Below are 18,826 nucleotides of genomic sequence, written 5' to 3' on the forward strand. Positions count from 1 at the left end.
AACTTAGCGTTAGAAAAATGCGGCGTAATTAACATTTAGCTTATTATCGATTAATCCGTTGTCAAACAAAGTGCCAAATTCATCGTTAGCATCCCAATGGTGACTACTCAATGCGATATCCACCTGATGGTCATCTCGGATGCCTTTGAAACGACTGCTAATCTTATAAATTTTACTTTTCGGTAAGGCGAGCTCTAATCCCTGAGAAGTACTAAATTCAGGCGCAGATTGCAGGATGACACCCGCACTTAGACTAATTTTACGATTGACACTATAGCGTGGTAAAAAAGAGTAACGCTTAAGACTGATTTTTTGGCTATTGATGCCCCACTGCAGCTTACCGTTCGCATAGCTCATACCGCCTTCAAATGACAAACGTTGGTTAACCGGTTGACTAAATGTTAATTCATATTCCCGATGACGACAGCCATCAAATTTAATACGAGATTTATTAAATTCAATTTTGGTAGTCTCTGGTACTAGGTTGTTTAGCCAATTCACCCCTTTAGCAATAAAAAACTCACCTGCTTGGCAACTACTGCCAACTAAGGTCATAAACAAACACAAATACTTGAACATGATGGCTAACTCAAAGGGTTTATTTAACTTGATTAAATAGTACTCAAAAAACAGCAGCTGTAACGTACATCAACCGACATTAGGTATTCGAAACAATACGTGAACAACAGACGATTCAAACACGCAACAATACTTTTCAATCACTTAGTTAAAAAGACCAAACTCAGCACTTCGGCTTAAAACTAGAAAAAGATATGTGAAATTTACTTTGTAAGGGTTTGTAGACGATATGTAAAAGTAGATTTGGCCTTAGCGCTTGTAGTTTTGACACTAAAGATTAGTATTATCCACAATGCTCATTTCAGAGCATACAATGAATAATAATAATGACGGAACTATCTCTCAAATAATTGGTAAAAATTAAATGAAAAAATTTGCTCTGACACTAACAAGTGCAATGCTAATTGCAACATTAGGTGGGTGCTCTCAAAGCACAACCCCCACTAAAACAGAAGATAAAACATCCATGACTGAACAAGTCGCACAAGAAACAAATCCATTACTTGCTGAATATTCAGGCCCTTATGGCGGTGTTCCAGCTTTTGATAAAATGGACTTAGCCCTACTAGTTCCAGCGTTAGAAAAAGGAATGGAAATCAATTTAGCCGAAGTAGACGCGATTATTAACAATCCTGAAGCGCCTACATTCGAAAATACTATTGTTCCGTTAGAAAAGTCTGGTGCAGAGTTAGGTCGCGTATTCACCTACTGGGGTATTTGGAGTTCCAATAAGAATAGCCCTGAGTTCCGTGAGATTCAAAAGGAAATGGTTCCTAAGATCTCCGCGTTTAGTTCAAAGATAAACCAAAATGAAAAGCTTTTTGCACGGGTAAAAGCAGTGTATGAAGGCGAAGAATATAAACAGCTCAATTCTGAACAGCAACGTGTGACTTGGTTGACATACAACGGTTTTGCACGCAATGGCGCGACCTTGGAAGGGGAAGCGAAAAAGCGTTATGCAGAAATAAACCAAGAAGTAGCAAGTTTACAAACCAAATTTGCAAATAATGTGTTGGCTGATGAAGAAAACTATGTGCTCTACATCGACGCTGATCAACTTTCTGGTTTACCTGAGTCCTTTGTGACTGGTGCAGCATCAGCCGCAGCCCAGCGAGGCCATGAAGGTAAATATGCGATTACCAACACCCGTTCATCAATGGACCCGTTCTTAACCTACTCTGAAGAACGTGAACTACGTAAAAAAGTTTGGGAAACATATTACAGCCGCGGCAACAACGGTGACGAATATGACAACAATGAATTGATCAAACAAATTTTAAAATTGCGTCATGAGCGTGTTCAACTGTTAGGTTACGAAAACTATTCACAGTGGAGACTAGAAGATCGCATGGCGAAAAATCCTGAAAACGCCATGGACTTGATGCAGAAAGTTTGGCCTGCGGCTATTGCTCGTGTGGATGAAGAAGTAAAAGACATGCAAGCCGTTGCGGATGCAGAGAATGCGAATATCACCATAGAGCCATGGGATTATCGTTTTTATGCTGAAAAAGTACGTAAACAAAAATACGACCTAGACTCAGACCAAGTAAAACAATATTTGCAGTTAGACAAACTTCGCGAAGCAATGTTTTATGTTGCAGGTCGTCTCTTCAACTTCAAATTTACACCTATCGAAGAAGGCAAAGTACCTGTTTTTCACCCAGATGTTAAAGTATGGGAAGTGACAGATCTTACGTCTGGTGAACATATAGGTTTATGGTATTTAGACCCATTTGCTCGCACTGGTAAACGTTCTGGCGCTTGGGCAACGACTTACCGCAGTTACACCACTTTTGATGGTAAGAAAACGGTACTTTCTTCGAATAACTCAAACTTCGTGAAAGGTCCTGAAGGCGAGCCAACATTGATTTCTTGGGATGATGCGGAAACTTACTTCCATGAATTTGGCCATGCATTGCACTTCTTATCGGCCAAGGTAGTCTACCCAACGTCACATTCAGGTGTGCGTGATTACACTGAATTCCAATCTCAATTGTTAGAGCGTTGGTTAATCACTGATGAAGTAATTAATAATTATCTAGTGCATTACAAAACCGGTGAACCTATCCCACAAGAGTTAGTAGCTAAAATCAAAAAAGCATCTACTTTCAATGAAGGTTTCAAAACCACTGAGTACATGGCATCTGCAATAATGGACTTGTTGTATCACACAACAGATCCTGCTGCGATTGATCCTCAGAAGTTTGAACAAGAACAACTTGTGAAATTAGGCATGCCGGAAGAAATGGTAATGCGTCACCGTAGTACTCAATTTGGGCACATCTTTAGTAGTGAAGGTTATGCGTCTAGTTATTACGGGTACATGTGGGCTGAAGTTTTAACCTCAGATGCTGCTGAAGCCTTTGCTGAAGCACCTGGTGGATTCTACGACAAAGAACTAAGTGAAAAGCTAGTTAAGCATTTATTCGCCATTCGAAACGCAATGGACCCTGCTGAAGCTTATCGTTTGTTTAGAGGTAGAGATGCAAATGTAGAAGCCCTGATGCGCGATCGCGGATTCCCAGTGAAATAAGCCTGATTCAATACAGGTTTTAATCTTAAAAATAGCACTTTTAAAGTGCTATTTTTTTGTCTTCACATCAGCGCAGGAAATCGACTCAAGAGCGGTTAGACATATGTTTTTTAGACGTCTTTAAAATACCAATCCACAGAGCCACCTCCAACAAAAAGCCTAATGCAATGAATGCGATTGCGCCAATGACACTGCCAACGTAATAGCAGACAAAGGCGAGGCAAAATAACGCTGATATTAATAAATACTTAGTTGTTTTCGACATATCAATCTCATAGGTTTGTTAAGGGCATTTAAATGAAACTTCATTCTCAGCACAAGGAAAGCAACTGCGAACTTCTTTGCCTGTATAGGCATTGCAAACCTTACCGGTTTCAACATCTACCAAATAAGACTCATTCTCAGTTTGATAGTAGTAATGAACAAAAAGGTCTCCTTGATCTTCAAACTCATGTTGGGAATTGGGCTCACCTTTGGCGACCAATAAATCTTCCTGACTTGCCAATTGAAGTCCATCGTTTGCTATCCCACTTTTGAAGATAAAAATTGATCCACAGACTAAGAATATGAATACGGACTTCTTCATTTAGCGCTTAACTCCCCATTATTTTTAAAGCAATATACGGAGAAACAATAAAAACCAATGTCATGACTTTATAAAGACTCAGAAAGTTAATATACAAAGGTGGCAATGTGCTTTTTTCAACTTTGAATACCTTACTATGAATTGAAGCTATTGCATCAGGCATAAGTGTTACAATTAATGTAGCAAGTAATAAATAGGCGAGATTAATTATTGACGCCCAACCAAATAGCTCAGTTATTTGTATAATAGTCATAATGGATTACCCTTAGTACCAATACTTTAATCAGTCTTAGTCTAACTAGTATAAGAGTATAGCGGTCCAAACTCATTTTTTATTACAACTCAAAAGATATCAAACTGAATTCACAGCCTTGCTAGCTCCCAAGTGATATTAATTTTACAAGCAATATAAAACAAACTTAGGTGATGCAAAGTCATCACAGCTAAATCAACTTCGGTCAAAACAGACTCGGAATTCAATCACTTTCATAAATATCTAATTTTTTTTAAACCAACAACTGATTTCAAAAATGATTAGGGTATATTTGTCCCATATTGAATACACTCACAGGATTATGCTTTGAAACGTCATATTGGTTTTGCACTAAATATTCTTGCAATAGGTTTGTTTTTCCCTGGAATATTATTACCTATGTTTTCGTTAGATATGGAGATGGCTGCATCATTAGGGGGATCGACTCTGAGCTCCAGTATTGTCGATAAAGAGCTATCGATAATGGCAACCATCGATGAGTTATGGCACGACCAAAGAATATTAGTCGCGGCACTAATTTTACTGTTTTCAGTGGGGATACCACTGATAAAAACGAGCATGGTTTGTGTCGCTTATTTCCAACCTGGTACAAGGCTAGAACGGGCTTTTTTAAGTGTGGTTTCAAGCATTGGGAAATGGTCGATGGCTGATGTGTTTGTTGTAGCGGTTTTCCTCGCTATTTTATCCACTAACCACGCAGAAACAACTGACTCTCATAATTTTGCGGTATTCGGATTTAAAATGTCGTTAGATATCAGCACACAAACACTATCTAATGCAGGCCAAGGATTCTACTATTTTGCTGGTTATTGTTTACTATCTTTATTAGGAACGCATTTCGCAATGCGGGGGGCGCAGCCCTCTAAACCAAAAGCGCTTATGTAAAAACTATTCACGTTTATTTTTATACACAATCAAAAGTTGTTTAAAAATGCAGCAATTAATCTGAAAAAATGTTAAACATATTAGGACAGGTTAAGACAATCGCCATTGTAAACAGTGGCAAACAGTCGCAGTAAATAACCGGTAAATTTCACCCTAACTAAAGAAAGGAGTCATTATGGCTATTGGAATTATGGAATTTATTGGCGGTATTTTTAAGCCAGCTGCAGATTTGATTGATAATGTGCACACTTCAGATGAAGAACGCTTAGTACTTAAAAAACAACTCGATGAAATTAGGGCTGGTGTACAACTTAAGATGATTGAGTTGGAGCACAAAGTTTTAGAGTATGAAACTAAAGTACTTCAAGCTCAGCAAGCCGTCATTGTCGCCGAAGCTCAAGGCAAAAGTTGGATACAGAGAAATTGGCGGCCGGTCTTAATGATGGTGATTATTTTTATTGTAGCGAATAACTACATTCTGTTTCCTTACCTCAATCTGTTTACCGACAAAGTGGCAATGTTAGAACTGCCAGAGGAACTGTTTACGCTGTTAACCGTAGGTGTAGGCGGTTATGTTGTCGGTAGAAGTGGCGAAAAAATAGCCCAATCTATGCGCAAACAACCAAGTGTAGAGAATGAAGGAAAATAAACCAGAACAAATATTCCCATAGTGACCATGAAGTCACTATGGGGAAAACATTACCATCTGCATGTTAAGTTTTCGATATTACCACCGAGTCCATCTGAGGCTGAAGTTTAAACTTCACCGTTTGTAATGCTAGGCACAGCGAAATCAGCCCCATACCAAACCAACCAATCAACTTAAAATCTTCTCCCACAATGATAACCGCTAAAAAAGTAGCAACCAAGGGCTCGATTAGCGTTATTAACGTGGCGCGACTAGCATCAACAAGTTTCAAGCCAAATCCAAACAATAAATACCCTAGAAACATCGGAAAAAAGGCCATGTACAAAGCAACCGAGGTATTTGTAACGGTAGAAAATAAATTAGCACCGGTAAACCATAAAGACGGTAGTAACAACAATGCAGCCAAGCCAAATAACCCTGCCATCGAAGATTGTGAATCAATACCTTTTTCAATCAAATGTTTAGCTGCCCAAGAATAGCCAGCATAGGTTAGCCCTGCCAATAAACCCAAAATAATCCCCACATATTGTAAGGTTTGGTGAGTTGATGTGACTAAACCGTCAGTTTTGCCAATCACTAACAGGACAATTCCAATAACGCCGATAACAAAACTCACAATCCACTGAACAGAAATATTCTTTTTACTAATAACCCGTTCATACAATGCAGCAAAAAAAGGTGCACTAGCAATAGAAATGACAGTACCAATAGCAACACCAGAAAATCGCATCGAGGTATAAAAGGCTAACGGGTAGATCGCGACACACGCGCCTCCGAACAACACGAAATGGGGATACGCGAGCATTAATCTAAAATCAGCGCGTAACTTGGAACGGGCAGAAAACACCAAAAGCACGCCGCCGATACCCATCGAAAAAGCCCCTATCGCCAATGAGTTAATATCTGGCGCATAGCTTGCTGCTACCCCAGTGGTTCCCCAAAGAAAGCTAGCAATAACTATTGCAAAAATACTTTTAAAAACGTGGAATTGCTGAGACATAACAAAATGTGAGAATGTGTATTTAATGGTAGTAAAACTATACGCCTTTAAAATTCAAAAAATTTGACAAATAAGACACTTTCTTTGACGAAGCAGACTAAATTTAATGTTTAAATTTTGTTGGAGGAAGACCAAAATAGCTTGAAAACTTTCGGCTAAAGCTCGAAAGATCACTAAATCCGACCCTTTCACCAACTAGTTGCAAAGGATAATCCGTATGGCGCAGTAATGCCTGAGCTTTTTCCATCCTTAAGGTGGTGACATATTTCATTACAGTAGTACCAGTCTGCTGCTTAAACAATTTTTTAAGTTGTGTTTCACTCAAACATGCAATTTTAGCCAAGTGTTTAATTTGTAGTTTGTTGGCAATATTCTGTTCTATGTAGGCAATAGTAGCGCCAATTCGTCTATCCACTTTTGGTAGTAAAGCTTGTTCACTCAATATAAGAAAGAAAGTTTCGTACATCGCTTGCTCAAGAGACGGGCTTAGCTGGTATTCAAGTTGATTCTCGACAAATCCTAAATAACTGATAAGACTTGAATTAATTGTAAAAACAACCTGTTCTGACAGTTCCAGGTTTTTTGGCAGAACTTGCATATCAGCGACTACAAACCTAGCTTCAGTATTTGCCGTAAAAAGATGAGATTCATTGGCTTTCACAACGACACACTCACCTGGCGCTACCTTGCCGTTAAAGTTACCTACTTTAATGTTGATAACGCCTCTGAGAGGCAAAACCAATTGATTGAATGTGTGGCTATGATTAGTTGGCTTAGTACTGTACGACCGTATAGACAGATGGTTTGGCATAAAAACCTTATCAATTTCAGTTTACTTCAAGCTCTAGCCATTGAACTATTGTAATCTACTAGGCCAGAATGACAGTGTCGAAAGCAATATTACGCAAATTCATTAGCCTCTGTCATCCTAAAACAGTCGCAATTCAGCTAGCAAAGTGGAATGTTAGCTTATTTGACGTTTACGACATAATACGCGGTTAATTCACCTCCCCTTCCTGTTAATAGCAGTTGCTATAATTCCGATAAATTTGTCGCTAAATCAATTTAAATTTAGTGCGCTCAGTTTAAGCTTGTATTTACGACTTACCTTGAGCTCAACGCCAGAGACTAATCTGGCCATATATTCGCCATTTGAATTAGGGGTTAGATGTGTAATCTGGTTCAAATTTATAATGCTTGACCGATTGATCCTTGGAAAACACCTTTTATCCAATTCGGCTTCAAATTGGCGAAGTGTTTTACGCACTATATGTGTCTCATCAAGAGTATGGATACACATATAGTCACCAGCGGCTTCAATCCACAAAATGTTTTCTAGCTTGATCCGTAACCATTGAGTGCCGCTTTTAATTGAAATAGTTTGTTGCAAATCCGTTAGTGTAGCTTGCTTCGAATGTTCTAGGCATTGCATAAAACCATCCAACGACTTACCGGTTTTACTACACAACAATTGATTAAGTTTAGTTTGCGCAAGCAACGCTTGATTCTCTAACAATGCATTTCCTAGCCTATCTAAACAAGCCTTAAGACGGCAATTGGAGATGGGTTTTAATAAATAATCAAACACCTTGTATTCAAACGCTTGCATCGCAAACTCGCTAGATGCTGCGACAAAAACAATTTTAGGTAGTGGTACTATTGCTCCATTGAGCTTATCTAGCAGTTCAATACCACTTGCGCCAAGCATTTCGATATCAACAAACACGACATCAGGCTGGTAATCAAGAATATAGCTATAGCCACACTTTTGATTATCACAATGGGCTAATACGTTAATGTTTTCGAATGCCGTTAAACGAGGCGTCAAGCATCTATCTATAACGGCTTTATCTTCAACAACTATTGCTGAAATGGTATCCATCAAATTTCCCCATAAAATTTGCATGTGGGTACTATTGTGATGCCTCACTGGTGACCTGCAAATTCAAGATGTAACAAGGTGTTGATGGGATTTAGCAAATAAAAAGGATAGAGCAGTGCTGAGCCTCGCGTAAACCGCTAACGCCAACTTATAAGTTGAAAAATAATTTTGGATTCAGGATATGCGAAAAGCTGCCACCCAAGTGCGCAGCAGCAGATAATATTAGTCAGCTAATTTACGTTTAATCCGAGCCATCAAACCCAATAATCCGATAGCAAAAAAGCCCAGCGTTGCAGGCTCCGGAACTTGTGATACGGTGATGCGTGCCACTTCAAAACCAGATGCTGTAAAATCGGCAGCAGCTTGGTCTAGAGTATAACCTGTGGCAGTAGTTCCACCGATGATTGCTAATCCTCCGGGTAAGACTTCAAGTCCGTTGTGAAAGGTGACCACCCCATTTTCGTTTTGACGTGCTTCGGCCTCAGCTCCTTGCAAGAAAGGCGCACCAAATCCTCGGTTTAATTCAGTACCAGAATCGTAGACTGATGAACCTAGCACTAAGATGTCCAATCCTACAAAGTTACCATCGTCATTGAATAGTGAATATGCCATTGGGTTGTCATTGCCAATGAACGCATCGTTTGTAGGAATAAGCATGGATAAGAAGCTGAAATAACCACTGCTCATCGCTTCTATTTCTAACAATCCGCTAGTTGCCGTTTCACCCGGCTCAAAAACGGGCGCCGCACCAGTGGGAGCGGCTAACACACTTTGAACTCCCATTGGGTTACTCATTGCAAAATCCGCTTCAATCCCCGCAGTCATGCCATTTTCCGCTAAACTTTGTAATGACGAAGACGCCACAGAGCCTGCGTCAAAAGCATCGTACATACCGTCATGAAAGCCTAACCAGACTGGCGTCATAGCTAAACCTCCATCGTCAAATAAACTGCTAACCTGCACCTGAATAGTTGTAGCATTGGCTGAGAGGCTTAGGCATGCCCCCAAAGCAGTAGTGATAATTCCTTTGTTTAATGTTTTCATAATTATGATCTTCCAATATTCTAAGTAAACACGCTTTTGAAACAATAATTAAAGCGTTCCCGTGGCTTACATCCCTTTCGTTTGTCTTATTAATGTTAGAGATAGAAACATTGGCATTAATAAATTCACTACTAATCGTCAAGCAATGAGGGATAACTACTAGCAATTGTCAGATTACGAATGATTTATCACAAAAGTATCGCGGGCGAATCACGAAAGATTAAAGAAATACTGAACCGCTTGAGCTTATTGACAGACCTATAAAGTATGAAAAGAAATAGTGAAACAGTTTTAACTGAGTGGTTAGTCATAAACGCTCAAATGGGCGATGAAAAAGCACTCGAACAGTTGCTTCGTGTCTGGTATCCCAAATTAATTGGTTATGCGTCAAGACTTCTGGAAGACGAACACTTAGCAAATGATGCAATCCAAAACGCGTTGCTTGATATGTGCAGGAATATTAAAAAAATTAAAGATCCTGCGGCTTTTCCTAAATGGATTTTTAAAATACTACAAAACAAGTGCGCTGATTCCATCAAACATTTACAAAAAGAGCGTCACAAAGCCCGTGCACTTGAAGCAAGTCAATACCTTGAAATCGAGAAAGTTGAGTTGCTAGACAACACACCAGAAGTTGATCTTTCTAATCTAGATAACAACGCATACCAGTTAGTGTACTTACACTATTTTGAAGAGTTTACGCTAACCGAGATTAGCCATATTGTCGGACTCCCGGTAGGTACATTGAAATCGAGGCTGCATGGGATTCGACAAAAACTTAAACTAAGCAATAAAGGACATTAAAATGAGTGATATTAATCAAAAAATTTTAGCGGCCATGCAACAACAAAGCAATGCTGAAAAGGTATCTGAACAAGAAGCAAATACATTGCAACTTATTGGTCGAAGCTTTAAAGGGACATTCAAATTTACGGCCATCGCGATTATTTCCCTGCAAGTTATATTCATAGGATTGGCAATTTATTTCGGGTTTAATCTATTCAATGAACAAAATATTGGAATTAAATTACACTGGCTGCTTGGAACACTTGTGGCTTTTATCATCTTCGCAGCTATGCGCTTATGGTTGTTCATGGAATTAAATCGATTGTCTGTACTCAGAGAAGTTAAACGAGTTGAGCTACAGCTAGCTTTGTTATCCAACCAATTGATTAATAATAATAAATTTGACGGTTGAACTTTTTCTGACATTAAACGTTTATATATTGAGAGATTGATATAGTGAAGCGATATACTCAATCGATAAAACTAATTATACAAAATTTTCTAAACGACTATACTGATTAGCAGATTCTTAGATAACAAGGAGAAATTATGAAAATTGACATTGGTATTAATGAAACAGATCGTAATCAAATCGCTGAAGGTTTGAAAAAGTTACTGGCAGATAGCTATACCTTGTATCTCCAAACCCATAATTTTCACTGGAATGTGACGGGTCCTCAATTCAGAGAGTTACATTTGATGTTTGAAGAACATTATACTGAGTTAGCGGTTGCTGTTGATGATATAGCAGAACGGATCCGGACTTTGGGTATGGTTGCACCAGGGACCTATAAAGAGTTTGCAAAACTGAGCGCAATTAAAGAAGTCGATGGCGTCCCCGCGTCAGAAGAAATGGTTAAAATTCTATTGCAGGGTCATGAGCAAGTGGTTAAAACTTGTAGAGAGGCCCTTAAAGTAGCTCAAGATGCAGATGACGAATCTTCTGCAGCATTGGTATCAGATAGAATGCGTGTACATGAAAAGACCGCATGGATGCTTAGAGCAACTCTAAGATAGTAGTTGGCAACCTACTTGATTGTAAACTTGTAGGCTAACTGTGCATCATTATCATACTTACCGTCTTGTCGACTTAATATTTATTTTGAAGTGGACAAAGACGGTATTTTGTTTCTGACGTATGCAAAATGTTGGGATTCTGACTGCCTAGTAGGCCAGACAATCTGGTTAACTCAGGCCGCATTTTGAATCAGTTATTCCATCAAGCAAGTAACAGTCAAATTAGCCCGTAGGTTCTACTTTGTGTTTAAACTGCATCTCATCTGTGTATGTTTGCACCTGATTCTTACCTTTGGCTTTGGCTTCATAAAGTGCTGCGTCAGCTAAGCTGGCGAGCTCAAGAAAGTCATTGCACTGCTCAAAGTTTGCCGCCAAACCAAGACTAAAAGTAACCTCGCCCACTTTTAAACCCGCTTGTGAGATGTGCTCTTGAATATTTTGGAAAAGACGTTTGGCTAATTGATTGCCTTCTTTTTCACTGCTATTTGGTAAAACGAATAGAAACTCTTCACCACCAATTCGCCCTACATAGTCGGAAGCCCGTAATGCCTCTTTGCAAATTGAAGCAACGAACTTCAGCACTTTATCTCCTTCAGCGTGTCCGTAATTGTCATTTACTAATTTGAAATTATCCACGTCGAGCATCAGTACACATAAGTTCTGTTTGTAACGTTTACTAATAGCAAAGGCCTGCTCCCCGGATTCCAAGATACTCCTGCGATTGCGTAATCCAGTCAGATTATCCAATATGGCTAGGCGTTTATTTTTGCGATAAAGCTGGTATATTATCGCAAGAAATAACATCACAATAACGGTAAAAACCACTAAACCAAGGACTATCCATTGCTGTCTTTTTTGCAATTGCGTTTGCTGTTCTAACTGGGTTTGTAACAATTCATTCTTTTCGTCTAAAAACTGATTTTCCAGTTGTTGTTGTGCCAAATTAAATTCACTGTTTAATCTTGCGGTTTGACTTGTAATATCTAATCGAGCTTTGGCCAAAAGAGCACGTTCCGACTTATACATATAATCGTAGGCCTTCTGAAATTCACCTTTTTCGTTTAGTATTCTTGCATATTGATTAAATGCATCCCATTGGCCTGCTAAATCATCGGTTTCGGCAGCCATTAACGCAGCTTTTTCAGCGTAACTTAAAGCTCGGTCAAGAAACCCATTAGCGTTTAAAATTGAACTGTAATGCACGTAAGAGTTAGCGATAGTGACTGGGTTGTTCAATTCTTCCCGTAAAGTCACAGATTCGCCAATCCACCTCAAGGCTTCGGTATCATTACCATCTTTACTGTGAAAATACGATTTAAGCAGGTAGGCATACGCCAAAGAAGAAATATCTTCCATTTTGACAAATACCTGAATTGCATTATCCAATAAAAAGAATGCCTGTTTTCGGTCGCCTACAATATTGATCATTTGCCCTTCACTCATTAATGAGATGGCCCTAAATATGGTGTCATGTTCGGCAAACATTTGTTTAGATAATCGATAAAAAACTTCAGCTTGTTCGTAATTTTTCAGCTCGTAATTTACATCGCCACTGTAGTACAGAGATAGCCCAGAAAGTATCGACCAATTATTAGCGTTGGCAATATGGTTCACCTCAGACAGTGATTCAGTAGCCTTAGTGTAACGTTGCAAATACCCATCATTGATACCGCTGTACATGGTCAATACGGCAGCAAGATAAATCAACTCAGGTTGCTGTTTATTTGCGATGTTTAAAATATCCAGTATGTCTTTCGCTTGGTTAAAAGAGGTATCTGCAGCAACATATTGACTTAATGAAAAGTAACTATACCCCCTAAATATCTGCCACTTGAGTGAATTCACATCATTGGATTGGCCTACACCCAGCTCAGCCAACTCATCTAACACTTCGGTTAGCAACTCAACCCGATCAAATTGCAATAACAACGATGCCAAAGAGAAATTGTTTTTCACCTGCTCTTCAACGGTTGCAGAATCAGCAATACGATTTACTAATGTGGCGTGTATTTGTGAAAAAGGAGTTTGATTATCAGCATGTTGAAAGAAAAACGCAGTTTCTGCTCTGACTAAAAAACTACAGAACATAAGCATTATTGCCAGTAGAGGTGGAATATTAATTGAGCGCAACGTCATAAATGGTAACTGCCCACTATATGCTTAAAAAAACAGATACGTAAATAGTTGTTTATTCGTGCAAAATAAGCAACACATAAATACTAATTTAGGTTTAGAAAGTACAATCAAAGTGGCTTTTGAGAACATTATTGCCCTTATGAAAAGCGTGTAGATATCCTAAAGCTTGGATGTGTGAATGCTAAACTTGTTTGTTACTGGAAAGGCATGAATTCGAGATAATCATAGAAAAACCGATAATTATAGGCAAGGCGTTATTGCGGCAGTGTCGGCTAAATCGTCTTAATACTGATTGCGCTTAGGCGCACCATAGTGAGTATCTGGTCTACATATTAACTTTTTGAATTTCACCTGCTGAGCCGGCATATGTCTGACCCAATAAAGTTATACCAGCTACATCATTAATAAAATATGCAAAGTGCGGAAGATCACCAGACGCAAAGGTACTGTCGTTGTATTTTTTCCCATAAATACACACATTGCTTAATCCAATCGCACTCCACCCAGTGACTTGGGGGCTGCTGTTACTAATTGCGTTCATGGTTGCTGCATCTTCCATCAAACTATCCCACAAACTAATACACAGAGCCGTTCCGACACCGGTGCCAGTAGGCCATTCGGAGGTGCTATCAATTTCAACAGTTGAGCCGTGCACAACTATCGGACTCGTTTTCCTTACCAAGTAAGTATTGCGGACCAAATCAACAGAAGACTTAAACGCCGCCGTCTCACCTTTCATAACGGCAAGATTCGCGTCATCAGACAAGTTGATATAACGTGGCAAAGCGGTAACCGCTAAAATCCCTAATATCACAATGACAATGATGAGTTCTATGAGTGTAAAACCACGTTGTTTTAACAAAGTTCTTTTCCTTGCTCTTTTCCTTTCTTTTTTCCATTCTTGAAAGGCGAATTCAGTAGAGTAATTTATTGAAAGTAGGCTGAAACGATAAAATAAATAAAGATTAAAAACAAGTAATTAGAATATTTTTTAAGCATAAAAAGAAGTGCAAACTACAGCAATGAGGAATTTCAAACAATATAAAAAAAGCCATTGCAATTTATGTGTAACAAATTAAAATTCAATTATCGCTTCGGGGGAGTAGCCTGCTCAATTCATTGAGTAAATCTGTCAACATAATTGTGCGAAAGCGGCACGTGGTAGATTTGTATCCACTAGGATATCGGCAAGACCTGAGGTGCAAGACTATTCGACTAGCGGGCGGATGGTTTTGTACCTTTTTTTACCCCGCAGAGAATCATTTATGGAAGCTTTTTTCACTTCAACTTTAACCGTTTCCCTTGCCGAAATAGGCGATAAAACCCAGCTACTTGCATTACTCCTAACAATTAAATTTCGAAATAAAAGCGCGCTCGTAGCTGGAATAATTATAGCCACTTTGATCAATCACGGTATATCCGCCTGGTTTGGCTTATACATCGGCAACTTTTTGTCTTCTGACATCGCAAATTGGATTATTGGGGCTAGTTTTATCGCCGTCGGTCTGTGGCTGTTAATCCCCGATAAAGACGAAGAAACAACAAATCAGTTTGATAAATATGGGGCATTTATCGCGACCTTTATTTTGTTTTTTATTGCCGAAATTGGTGATAAAACACAAGTAGCAACCGTGTTGTTAGGTGCGCAGTATCAATCTATATGGCTGGTTACTGCAGGGACAACCTTAGGAATGTTAATTGCCAATGTGCCGGTTATATTTTTAGGTAAGAAACTAATGCAAAGACTGCCTGTGAAGGCTGTCCACATAGCAGCTGCAATATTATTCTGTCTTATTGGAGTATCAAGTTTTATTTGGTAGAAAATCAATGGCGTAGTCTAGTCTAACAAAGTAATTGCCCATAGATGCTAACAGCTTGTTTTAGATGCTAATTCAGTAGCTCCACCGTGAAAGCGAATCGAATCACTCAACTGACCGGAATTTTGAAAAATACGCCATTGCTGATTCAAGTTGGAAATAATATCGCTTCGTTGTTTATTTATCACGAAGGCTATCGGAGCTTCATGAATAGAATTAGGTGATTGATAAAAAGTAGTATCACAAAATTGCTTCTGGTTGAGTACAGCGTTGGCATTGTACTCATTCATAACAGCATAATCACAACGGCCTTTCACTAGCATATTGGCGATAGCTATTTGTGAACTTGAATCTACCCTTATAAGTTTTTTATCCTTGAATAACTGAGTTAAGGATGGATATATATATCCCCTGCGTGCACAAATTAATGATTTAGGTAAGGTAGACAATGAGAATGGCTGACTAAATTGATTCACAGAATACAAAAAAGTTTTGTGAAGTATCAAATCATCGCTATATAGGACTTCGTCAGGATTATCTAACCACACTGGACTTGATAGAAAAAGATCAGCTTTTCCATTTAAAACCAAGTATTCGTTTCTGGCTCTACTAGAATCTAAAAACTGTACATCAAATCTGTTTTCTTCTGTAAAACTGTTGAAAAAGTCTACAATGATTCCTTGGTATCGGCGATTTTCATCATCAAAATATAAATACGGTGGTGAACCTGGATCATTTATCGCAAATAGAATTTTGCTTGCGCCATTTTTTTGAACTGAATTTGGGCTGGCATTAAGCGTTCCCCAAAAGATTAAACTGCCAACAAGCAATATTTTACTGAAACACTTTAGCACTTCTAAAACCTCGAACGACAAAAACGCTAACTTTAATTTAATCACAAAATTTAGTTGGACTATATAGATTAAAAGCTCAGAAGCAAACTTTTATCGAACTTGCTATCTCGCCCAAAAGGGAAGCCATGGATATAGATAGTACCCATAATATTCGTATTTCGATTTGATTCCTTACACAATCTACAGCAAAACCAAGATTAAATATTTGTTGTGAGCCGACAACTCCTGAAGATAGTGATAATAGTGTACGAACATTGTAAAACTATGCGATGTTCAGAATGAAATTTTAGTATGGTTTATCCTCTTTTTCAGAAAAAATTTGTTCGGGTACAGATACCCCATATTTCTGAAAATACCGATTAACTTGACCTGTCTTTCGGTACTTAAGCATAACTCGGGCTATATCATCATAAAAGCGGATTGCTTTAGAATTTCTAGGAATACTAATGTAATAATAATTTAAAAAAGCATCTTCAAAGGACACCTTTTCGAAACGGCCTTCAAATAAATCGATATTGTGTGACGGTGAAGTTACTACAACATCAATTCTTGCCATCTCTAACATGCCGATTAATTGCTCAGTCCTGCCGACCAATATCAGCTTATCTTGGTTAAGTTTAGAAAATTCGGCTGAGTAAAAAACACCACGAATCGCGCCCAATTTGACGTGTTGTAAATCTTCGTAGGAGGTTATATCACCTTTAAATTCATTGGATTTAAAAAAAGACAGAGTTCTTTTTCTAATCCCGTAATTAATCGGCTTTAAAACAGCCAGACGCTGCTCGGTCATAGAATGTCGAACTAACAAATCAACATTACCGCGTCTGGCCTCTTTCATTGATCGTATCCACGGTGCATAAATCCAATCTATATCGTGACCTAACTCGTTGAGAACGTCTTCAACTAGCTCAGGAATAACACCTATACACTTTTTACCATCAAAATATAATTCCGGCGGAAAATCTCGGCAGTGGGATACAAAGGTGTCTGCCATGACGGGCAAAGGCGATGTGGCGACAATCAGCATCATCATTATTTGAACAGCTTTAATCATATAATTATTTTAAATTTAAGACCTCCACAGTATAGCCATAGTCTTGTCCAATTTTACACTTATATTAATAATAGGCAGTTTGATGGTCATTTTTTAATATAAGCCGAAAACAAAAAAGCCGCTCAATGAGCGGCTTTCTAATTTTACGTAAAGCTCTACTTAAATAGCAGTAGCTTTAGTCACTACGTCAACCAAAGTCCAGTTTTTAGACTTTGACAAAGGACGACATTCAGTAATAGTTACTACGTCACCTTCGTTACACTGGTTAGTTTCGTCATGGGCGTGAAGTTTAGTCGAACGCTTTTGGAACTTCCCATAAATAGGGTGTTTTACGAAACGTTCAACAACAACAGTAATGGTTTTATCCATCTTGTTGCTTACCACACGACCGCGAACTGTACGAATTTGTTGTTCAGTCATTAGCTATCAGCCTTTTCAGTCAGAATGGTTTTAACACGCGCAATGTTACGACGCACTTTACGTAGCTGGTCAGTCTTTTCCAACTGTCCAGTGCTGTGCTGCATACGTAGGTTAAACTGTTCGCGAAGAAGGTTTAACAACTCTGCGTTCAATTCTTCTACGTTTTTGGCTTTCAGTTCAGCTTTCATTACATCACCGTCCGAGTTACAAAGGTTGTTTTAAATGGCAATTTAGCCGCTGCCAATTCAAACGCTTCGCGAGCCAATGATTCTGGAACACCTTCCATCTCATATAACACACGGCCCGGTTGAATTTGGCATACCCAGTACTCAACGTTACCTTTACCTTTACCTTGACGCACTTCTAGAGGCTTCTCAGTAATTGGCTTGTCAGGGAAAACTCGAATCCAAATTTTACCTTGACGTTTAACGTGACGAGTCATAGCACGACGGGCTGCTTCAATTTGACGAGCGGTCATACGACCACGGCCAATTGATTTCAATCCGTAAGTACCAAAGCTAACTTTGCCGCCCGCAACTGCCATGCCGCGGTTGCGACCTTTATGCATTTTGCGGAATTTCATACGTTTAGGTTGTAACATAATTATTAGCCCTCACGCTTAGCAGAACGGCCTTTCTTCTTAGGTGCTTGAGCAGGTTGCTCTTGCGTAAGAGGCAATCCGCCTAGTACTTCACCTTTGAAGATCCAAACTTTTACGCCAATGATGCCGTAAGTAGTCAAAGCTTCTGAAGTTGCATAGTCGATATCAGCACGGAAAGTGTGTAGTGGTACACGACCTTCACGATACCATTCTGAACGTGCAATTTCTGCTCCGCCCAAACGACCGCTTACTTCAACCTTGATACCTTTAGCGCCAAGACGCATTGCATTCTGTACAGCACGCTTCATAGCACGACGGAACATTACGCGACGTTCTAATTGGCTAGAAATACTGTCAGCAACAAGCTGGCCATCTAGTTCAGGTTTACGCACTTCAGCAATATTGATCTGAGCTGGCACACCGGCTAGCTTAGATACAAATTTGCGAAGCTTCTCTACATCTTCGCCTTTCTTACCGATTACAACACCAGGGCGAGCTGTGTGAATAGTCACACGTATGCTTTTTGCTGGGCGCTCGATAACGATTTTTGAAAGAGACGCGTTTTTCAATTCTTTAGTCAGGTATTTACGTACCTGGTGATCATTAAACAGGTTGTCTGCATATTCCGCTGTGTTAGCGTACCAAGTAGACGTCCATGGTTTGCTGATACCCAGGCGTATACCTGTAGGATGTACCTTCTGTCCCATTT

General features: G+C 39.1%; 22 protein-coding genes. 7 read left to right on the forward strand and 15 right to left on the reverse strand.

Translation table 11 applies throughout. The features are described from left to right. Positions 1-9 precede the first annotated feature (9 nt). Entirely contained in the window at positions 10-579 is a 570-nt protein-coding gene (locus KO530_RS12935) for a hypothetical protein (protein WP_216048863.1), read from the reverse strand. 364 nt (positions 580-943) lie between these two features. Between KO530_RS12935 and KO530_RS12940 the strand changes: the two genes are divergently transcribed. Beyond that, positions 944-3,112, forward strand: coding sequence for a M3 family metallopeptidase (locus KO530_RS12940; protein WP_216048864.1), 2,169 nt, complete (start codon positions 944-946; stop codon positions 3,110-3,112). A gap of 283 nt (positions 3,113-3,395) precedes the next feature. Here KO530_RS12940 and KO530_RS12945 read toward each other — a convergent pair whose 3' ends face one another. After that, positions 3,396-3,698, reverse strand: coding sequence for a hypothetical protein (locus KO530_RS12945; RefSeq protein ID WP_216048865.1), 303 nt, complete (start codon positions 3,696-3,698; stop codon positions 3,396-3,398). A 7-nt stretch (positions 3,699-3,705) separates the two neighbouring features. Continuing rightward, entirely contained in the window at positions 3,706-3,951 is a 246-nt protein-coding gene (locus tag KO530_RS12950) for a DUF6868 family protein (protein WP_216048866.1), read from the reverse strand. Positions 3,952-4,278: 327 nt separating this feature from the next. Here KO530_RS12950 and KO530_RS12955 point away from each other — a divergent pair, with 327 nt between their 5' ends. Both KO530_RS12955 and KO530_RS12960 read left to right on the forward strand, forming a co-directional pair. Then, entirely contained in the window at positions 4,279-4,857 is a 579-nt protein-coding gene (locus tag KO530_RS12955) for a paraquat-inducible protein A (RefSeq protein ID WP_216048867.1), read from the forward strand. 175 nt (positions 4,858-5,032) lie between these two features. Further along, complete coding sequence (locus KO530_RS12960; protein WP_216048868.1) at positions 5,033-5,506, forward strand: 3TM-type holin; 474 nt, start codon at positions 5,033-5,035, stop codon at positions 5,504-5,506. 64 nt (positions 5,507-5,570) lie between these two features. Here the strand turns inward: KO530_RS12960 and KO530_RS12965 are convergent, their stop codons facing one another. From KO530_RS12965 to KO530_RS12980, 4 genes are all read right to left on the reverse strand, one after another. After that, positions 5,571-6,506, reverse strand: coding sequence for a DMT family transporter (locus KO530_RS12965; RefSeq protein WP_216048869.1), 936 nt, complete (start codon positions 6,504-6,506; stop codon positions 5,571-5,573). A 103-nt stretch (positions 6,507-6,609) separates the two neighbouring features. Further along, positions 6,610-7,167 (reverse strand): helix-turn-helix domain-containing protein, encoded by a 558-nt coding sequence (locus KO530_RS21975; RefSeq protein ID WP_303471017.1) that lies wholly within the window; start codon positions 7,165-7,167, stop codon positions 6,610-6,612. 399 nt (positions 7,168-7,566) lie between these two features. Further along, positions 7,567-8,388 (reverse strand): LytR/AlgR family response regulator transcription factor, encoded by an 822-nt coding sequence (locus tag KO530_RS12975; protein ID WP_216048871.1) that lies wholly within the window; start codon positions 8,386-8,388, stop codon positions 7,567-7,569. Between the two features lie 222 nt (positions 8,389-8,610). Further along, complete coding sequence (locus tag KO530_RS12980; protein WP_216048872.1) at positions 8,611-9,432, reverse strand: spondin domain-containing protein; 822 nt, start codon at positions 9,430-9,432, stop codon at positions 8,611-8,613. A gap of 267 nt (positions 9,433-9,699) precedes the next feature. Here KO530_RS12980 and KO530_RS12985 point away from each other — a divergent pair, with 267 nt between their 5' ends. The 3 genes from KO530_RS12985 to KO530_RS12995 all read left to right on the forward strand — a co-directional run bounded on the left by KO530_RS12985 (position 9,700) and on the right by KO530_RS12995 (position 11,235). Next, complete coding sequence (locus KO530_RS12985; protein ID WP_216048873.1) at positions 9,700-10,236, forward strand: RNA polymerase sigma factor; 537 nt, start codon at positions 9,700-9,702, stop codon at positions 10,234-10,236. A gap of 1 nt (position 10,237) precedes the next feature. Then, on the forward strand, positions 10,238-10,630 hold the full coding sequence (locus KO530_RS12990) for a DUF6768 family protein (RefSeq protein ID WP_216048874.1): 393 nt from the start codon (positions 10,238-10,240) through the stop codon (positions 10,628-10,630). A gap of 134 nt (positions 10,631-10,764) precedes the next feature. Beyond that, the gene (locus tag KO530_RS12995) at positions 10,765-11,235 is read left to right on the forward strand and encodes a Dps family protein (protein ID WP_303471664.1); all 471 of its coding nucleotides are present in this window, start codon (positions 10,765-10,767) and stop codon (positions 11,233-11,235) included. Positions 11,236-11,457: 222 nt separating this feature from the next. Here the strand turns inward: KO530_RS12995 and KO530_RS13000 are convergent, their stop codons facing one another. Beyond that, positions 11,458-13,371 carry a GGDEF domain-containing protein gene (locus tag KO530_RS13000; RefSeq protein WP_216048876.1) on the reverse strand — a complete coding sequence of 638 codons (1,914 nt, stop codon included), beginning with the start codon at positions 13,369-13,371 and terminating at the stop codon, positions 11,458-11,460. Between the two features lie 325 nt (positions 13,372-13,696). Continuing rightward, a complete protein-coding gene (locus KO530_RS22135) occupies positions 13,697-14,233 on the reverse strand; it encodes a prepilin-type N-terminal cleavage/methylation domain-containing protein (RefSeq protein ID WP_216048877.1) in 537 nt (178 codons plus the stop codon). A 403-nt stretch (positions 14,234-14,636) separates the two neighbouring features. On the opposite strand from KO530_RS22135, the gene KO530_RS13010 reads away from it, so the two are divergent. After that, complete coding sequence (locus tag KO530_RS13010) at positions 14,637-15,191, forward strand: TMEM165/GDT1 family protein (RefSeq protein WP_216048878.1); 555 nt, start codon at positions 14,637-14,639, stop codon at positions 15,189-15,191. A 47-nt stretch (positions 15,192-15,238) separates the two neighbouring features. On the opposite strand, the gene KO530_RS13015 is transcribed toward KO530_RS13010, so the two are convergent. The 6 genes from KO530_RS13015 to rpsC form a co-directional block, all read right to left on the reverse strand. Then, positions 15,239-16,042: a substrate-binding periplasmic protein gene (locus KO530_RS13015; RefSeq protein ID WP_216048879.1), complete on the reverse strand. Its 804-nt coding sequence runs from the start codon at positions 16,040-16,042 to the stop codon at positions 15,239-15,241. Positions 16,043-16,328: 286 nt separating this feature from the next. Continuing rightward, entirely contained in the window at positions 16,329-17,096 is a 768-nt protein-coding gene (locus tag KO530_RS13020) for a substrate-binding periplasmic protein (protein WP_216048880.1), read from the reverse strand. 159 nt (positions 17,097-17,255) lie between these two features. Beyond that, positions 17,256-17,516 (reverse strand): 30S ribosomal protein S17, encoded by a 261-nt coding sequence (gene rpsQ / locus KO530_RS13025; RefSeq protein ID WP_216048881.1) that lies wholly within the window; start codon positions 17,514-17,516, stop codon positions 17,256-17,258. After that, positions 17,516-17,704 carry a 50S ribosomal protein L29 gene (gene rpmC / locus KO530_RS13030; protein WP_216048882.1) on the reverse strand — a complete coding sequence of 63 codons (189 nt, stop codon included), beginning with the start codon at positions 17,702-17,704 and terminating at the stop codon, positions 17,516-17,518. The genes rpsQ and rpmC overlap by 1 nt, the downstream gene beginning before the upstream one ends. Next, entirely contained in the window at positions 17,704-18,117 is a 414-nt protein-coding gene (gene rplP, locus KO530_RS13035) for a 50S ribosomal protein L16 (RefSeq protein WP_216048883.1), read from the reverse strand. The genes rpmC and rplP overlap by 1 nt, the downstream gene beginning before the upstream one ends. 5 nt (positions 18,118-18,122) lie before the next feature. Continuing rightward, a complete protein-coding gene (rpsC, locus tag KO530_RS13040; protein ID WP_216048884.1) occupies positions 18,123-18,824 on the reverse strand; it encodes a 30S ribosomal protein S3 in 702 nt (233 codons plus the stop codon). Between the last annotated feature and the right edge of the window lie 2 nt (positions 18,825-18,826).

The organism is Aliiglaciecola lipolytica, from assembly GCF_018860635.1.
In the GTDB taxonomy this organism is placed as follows: domain Bacteria; phylum Pseudomonadota; class Gammaproteobacteria; order Enterobacterales; family Alteromonadaceae; genus Aliiglaciecola; species Aliiglaciecola lipolytica_A.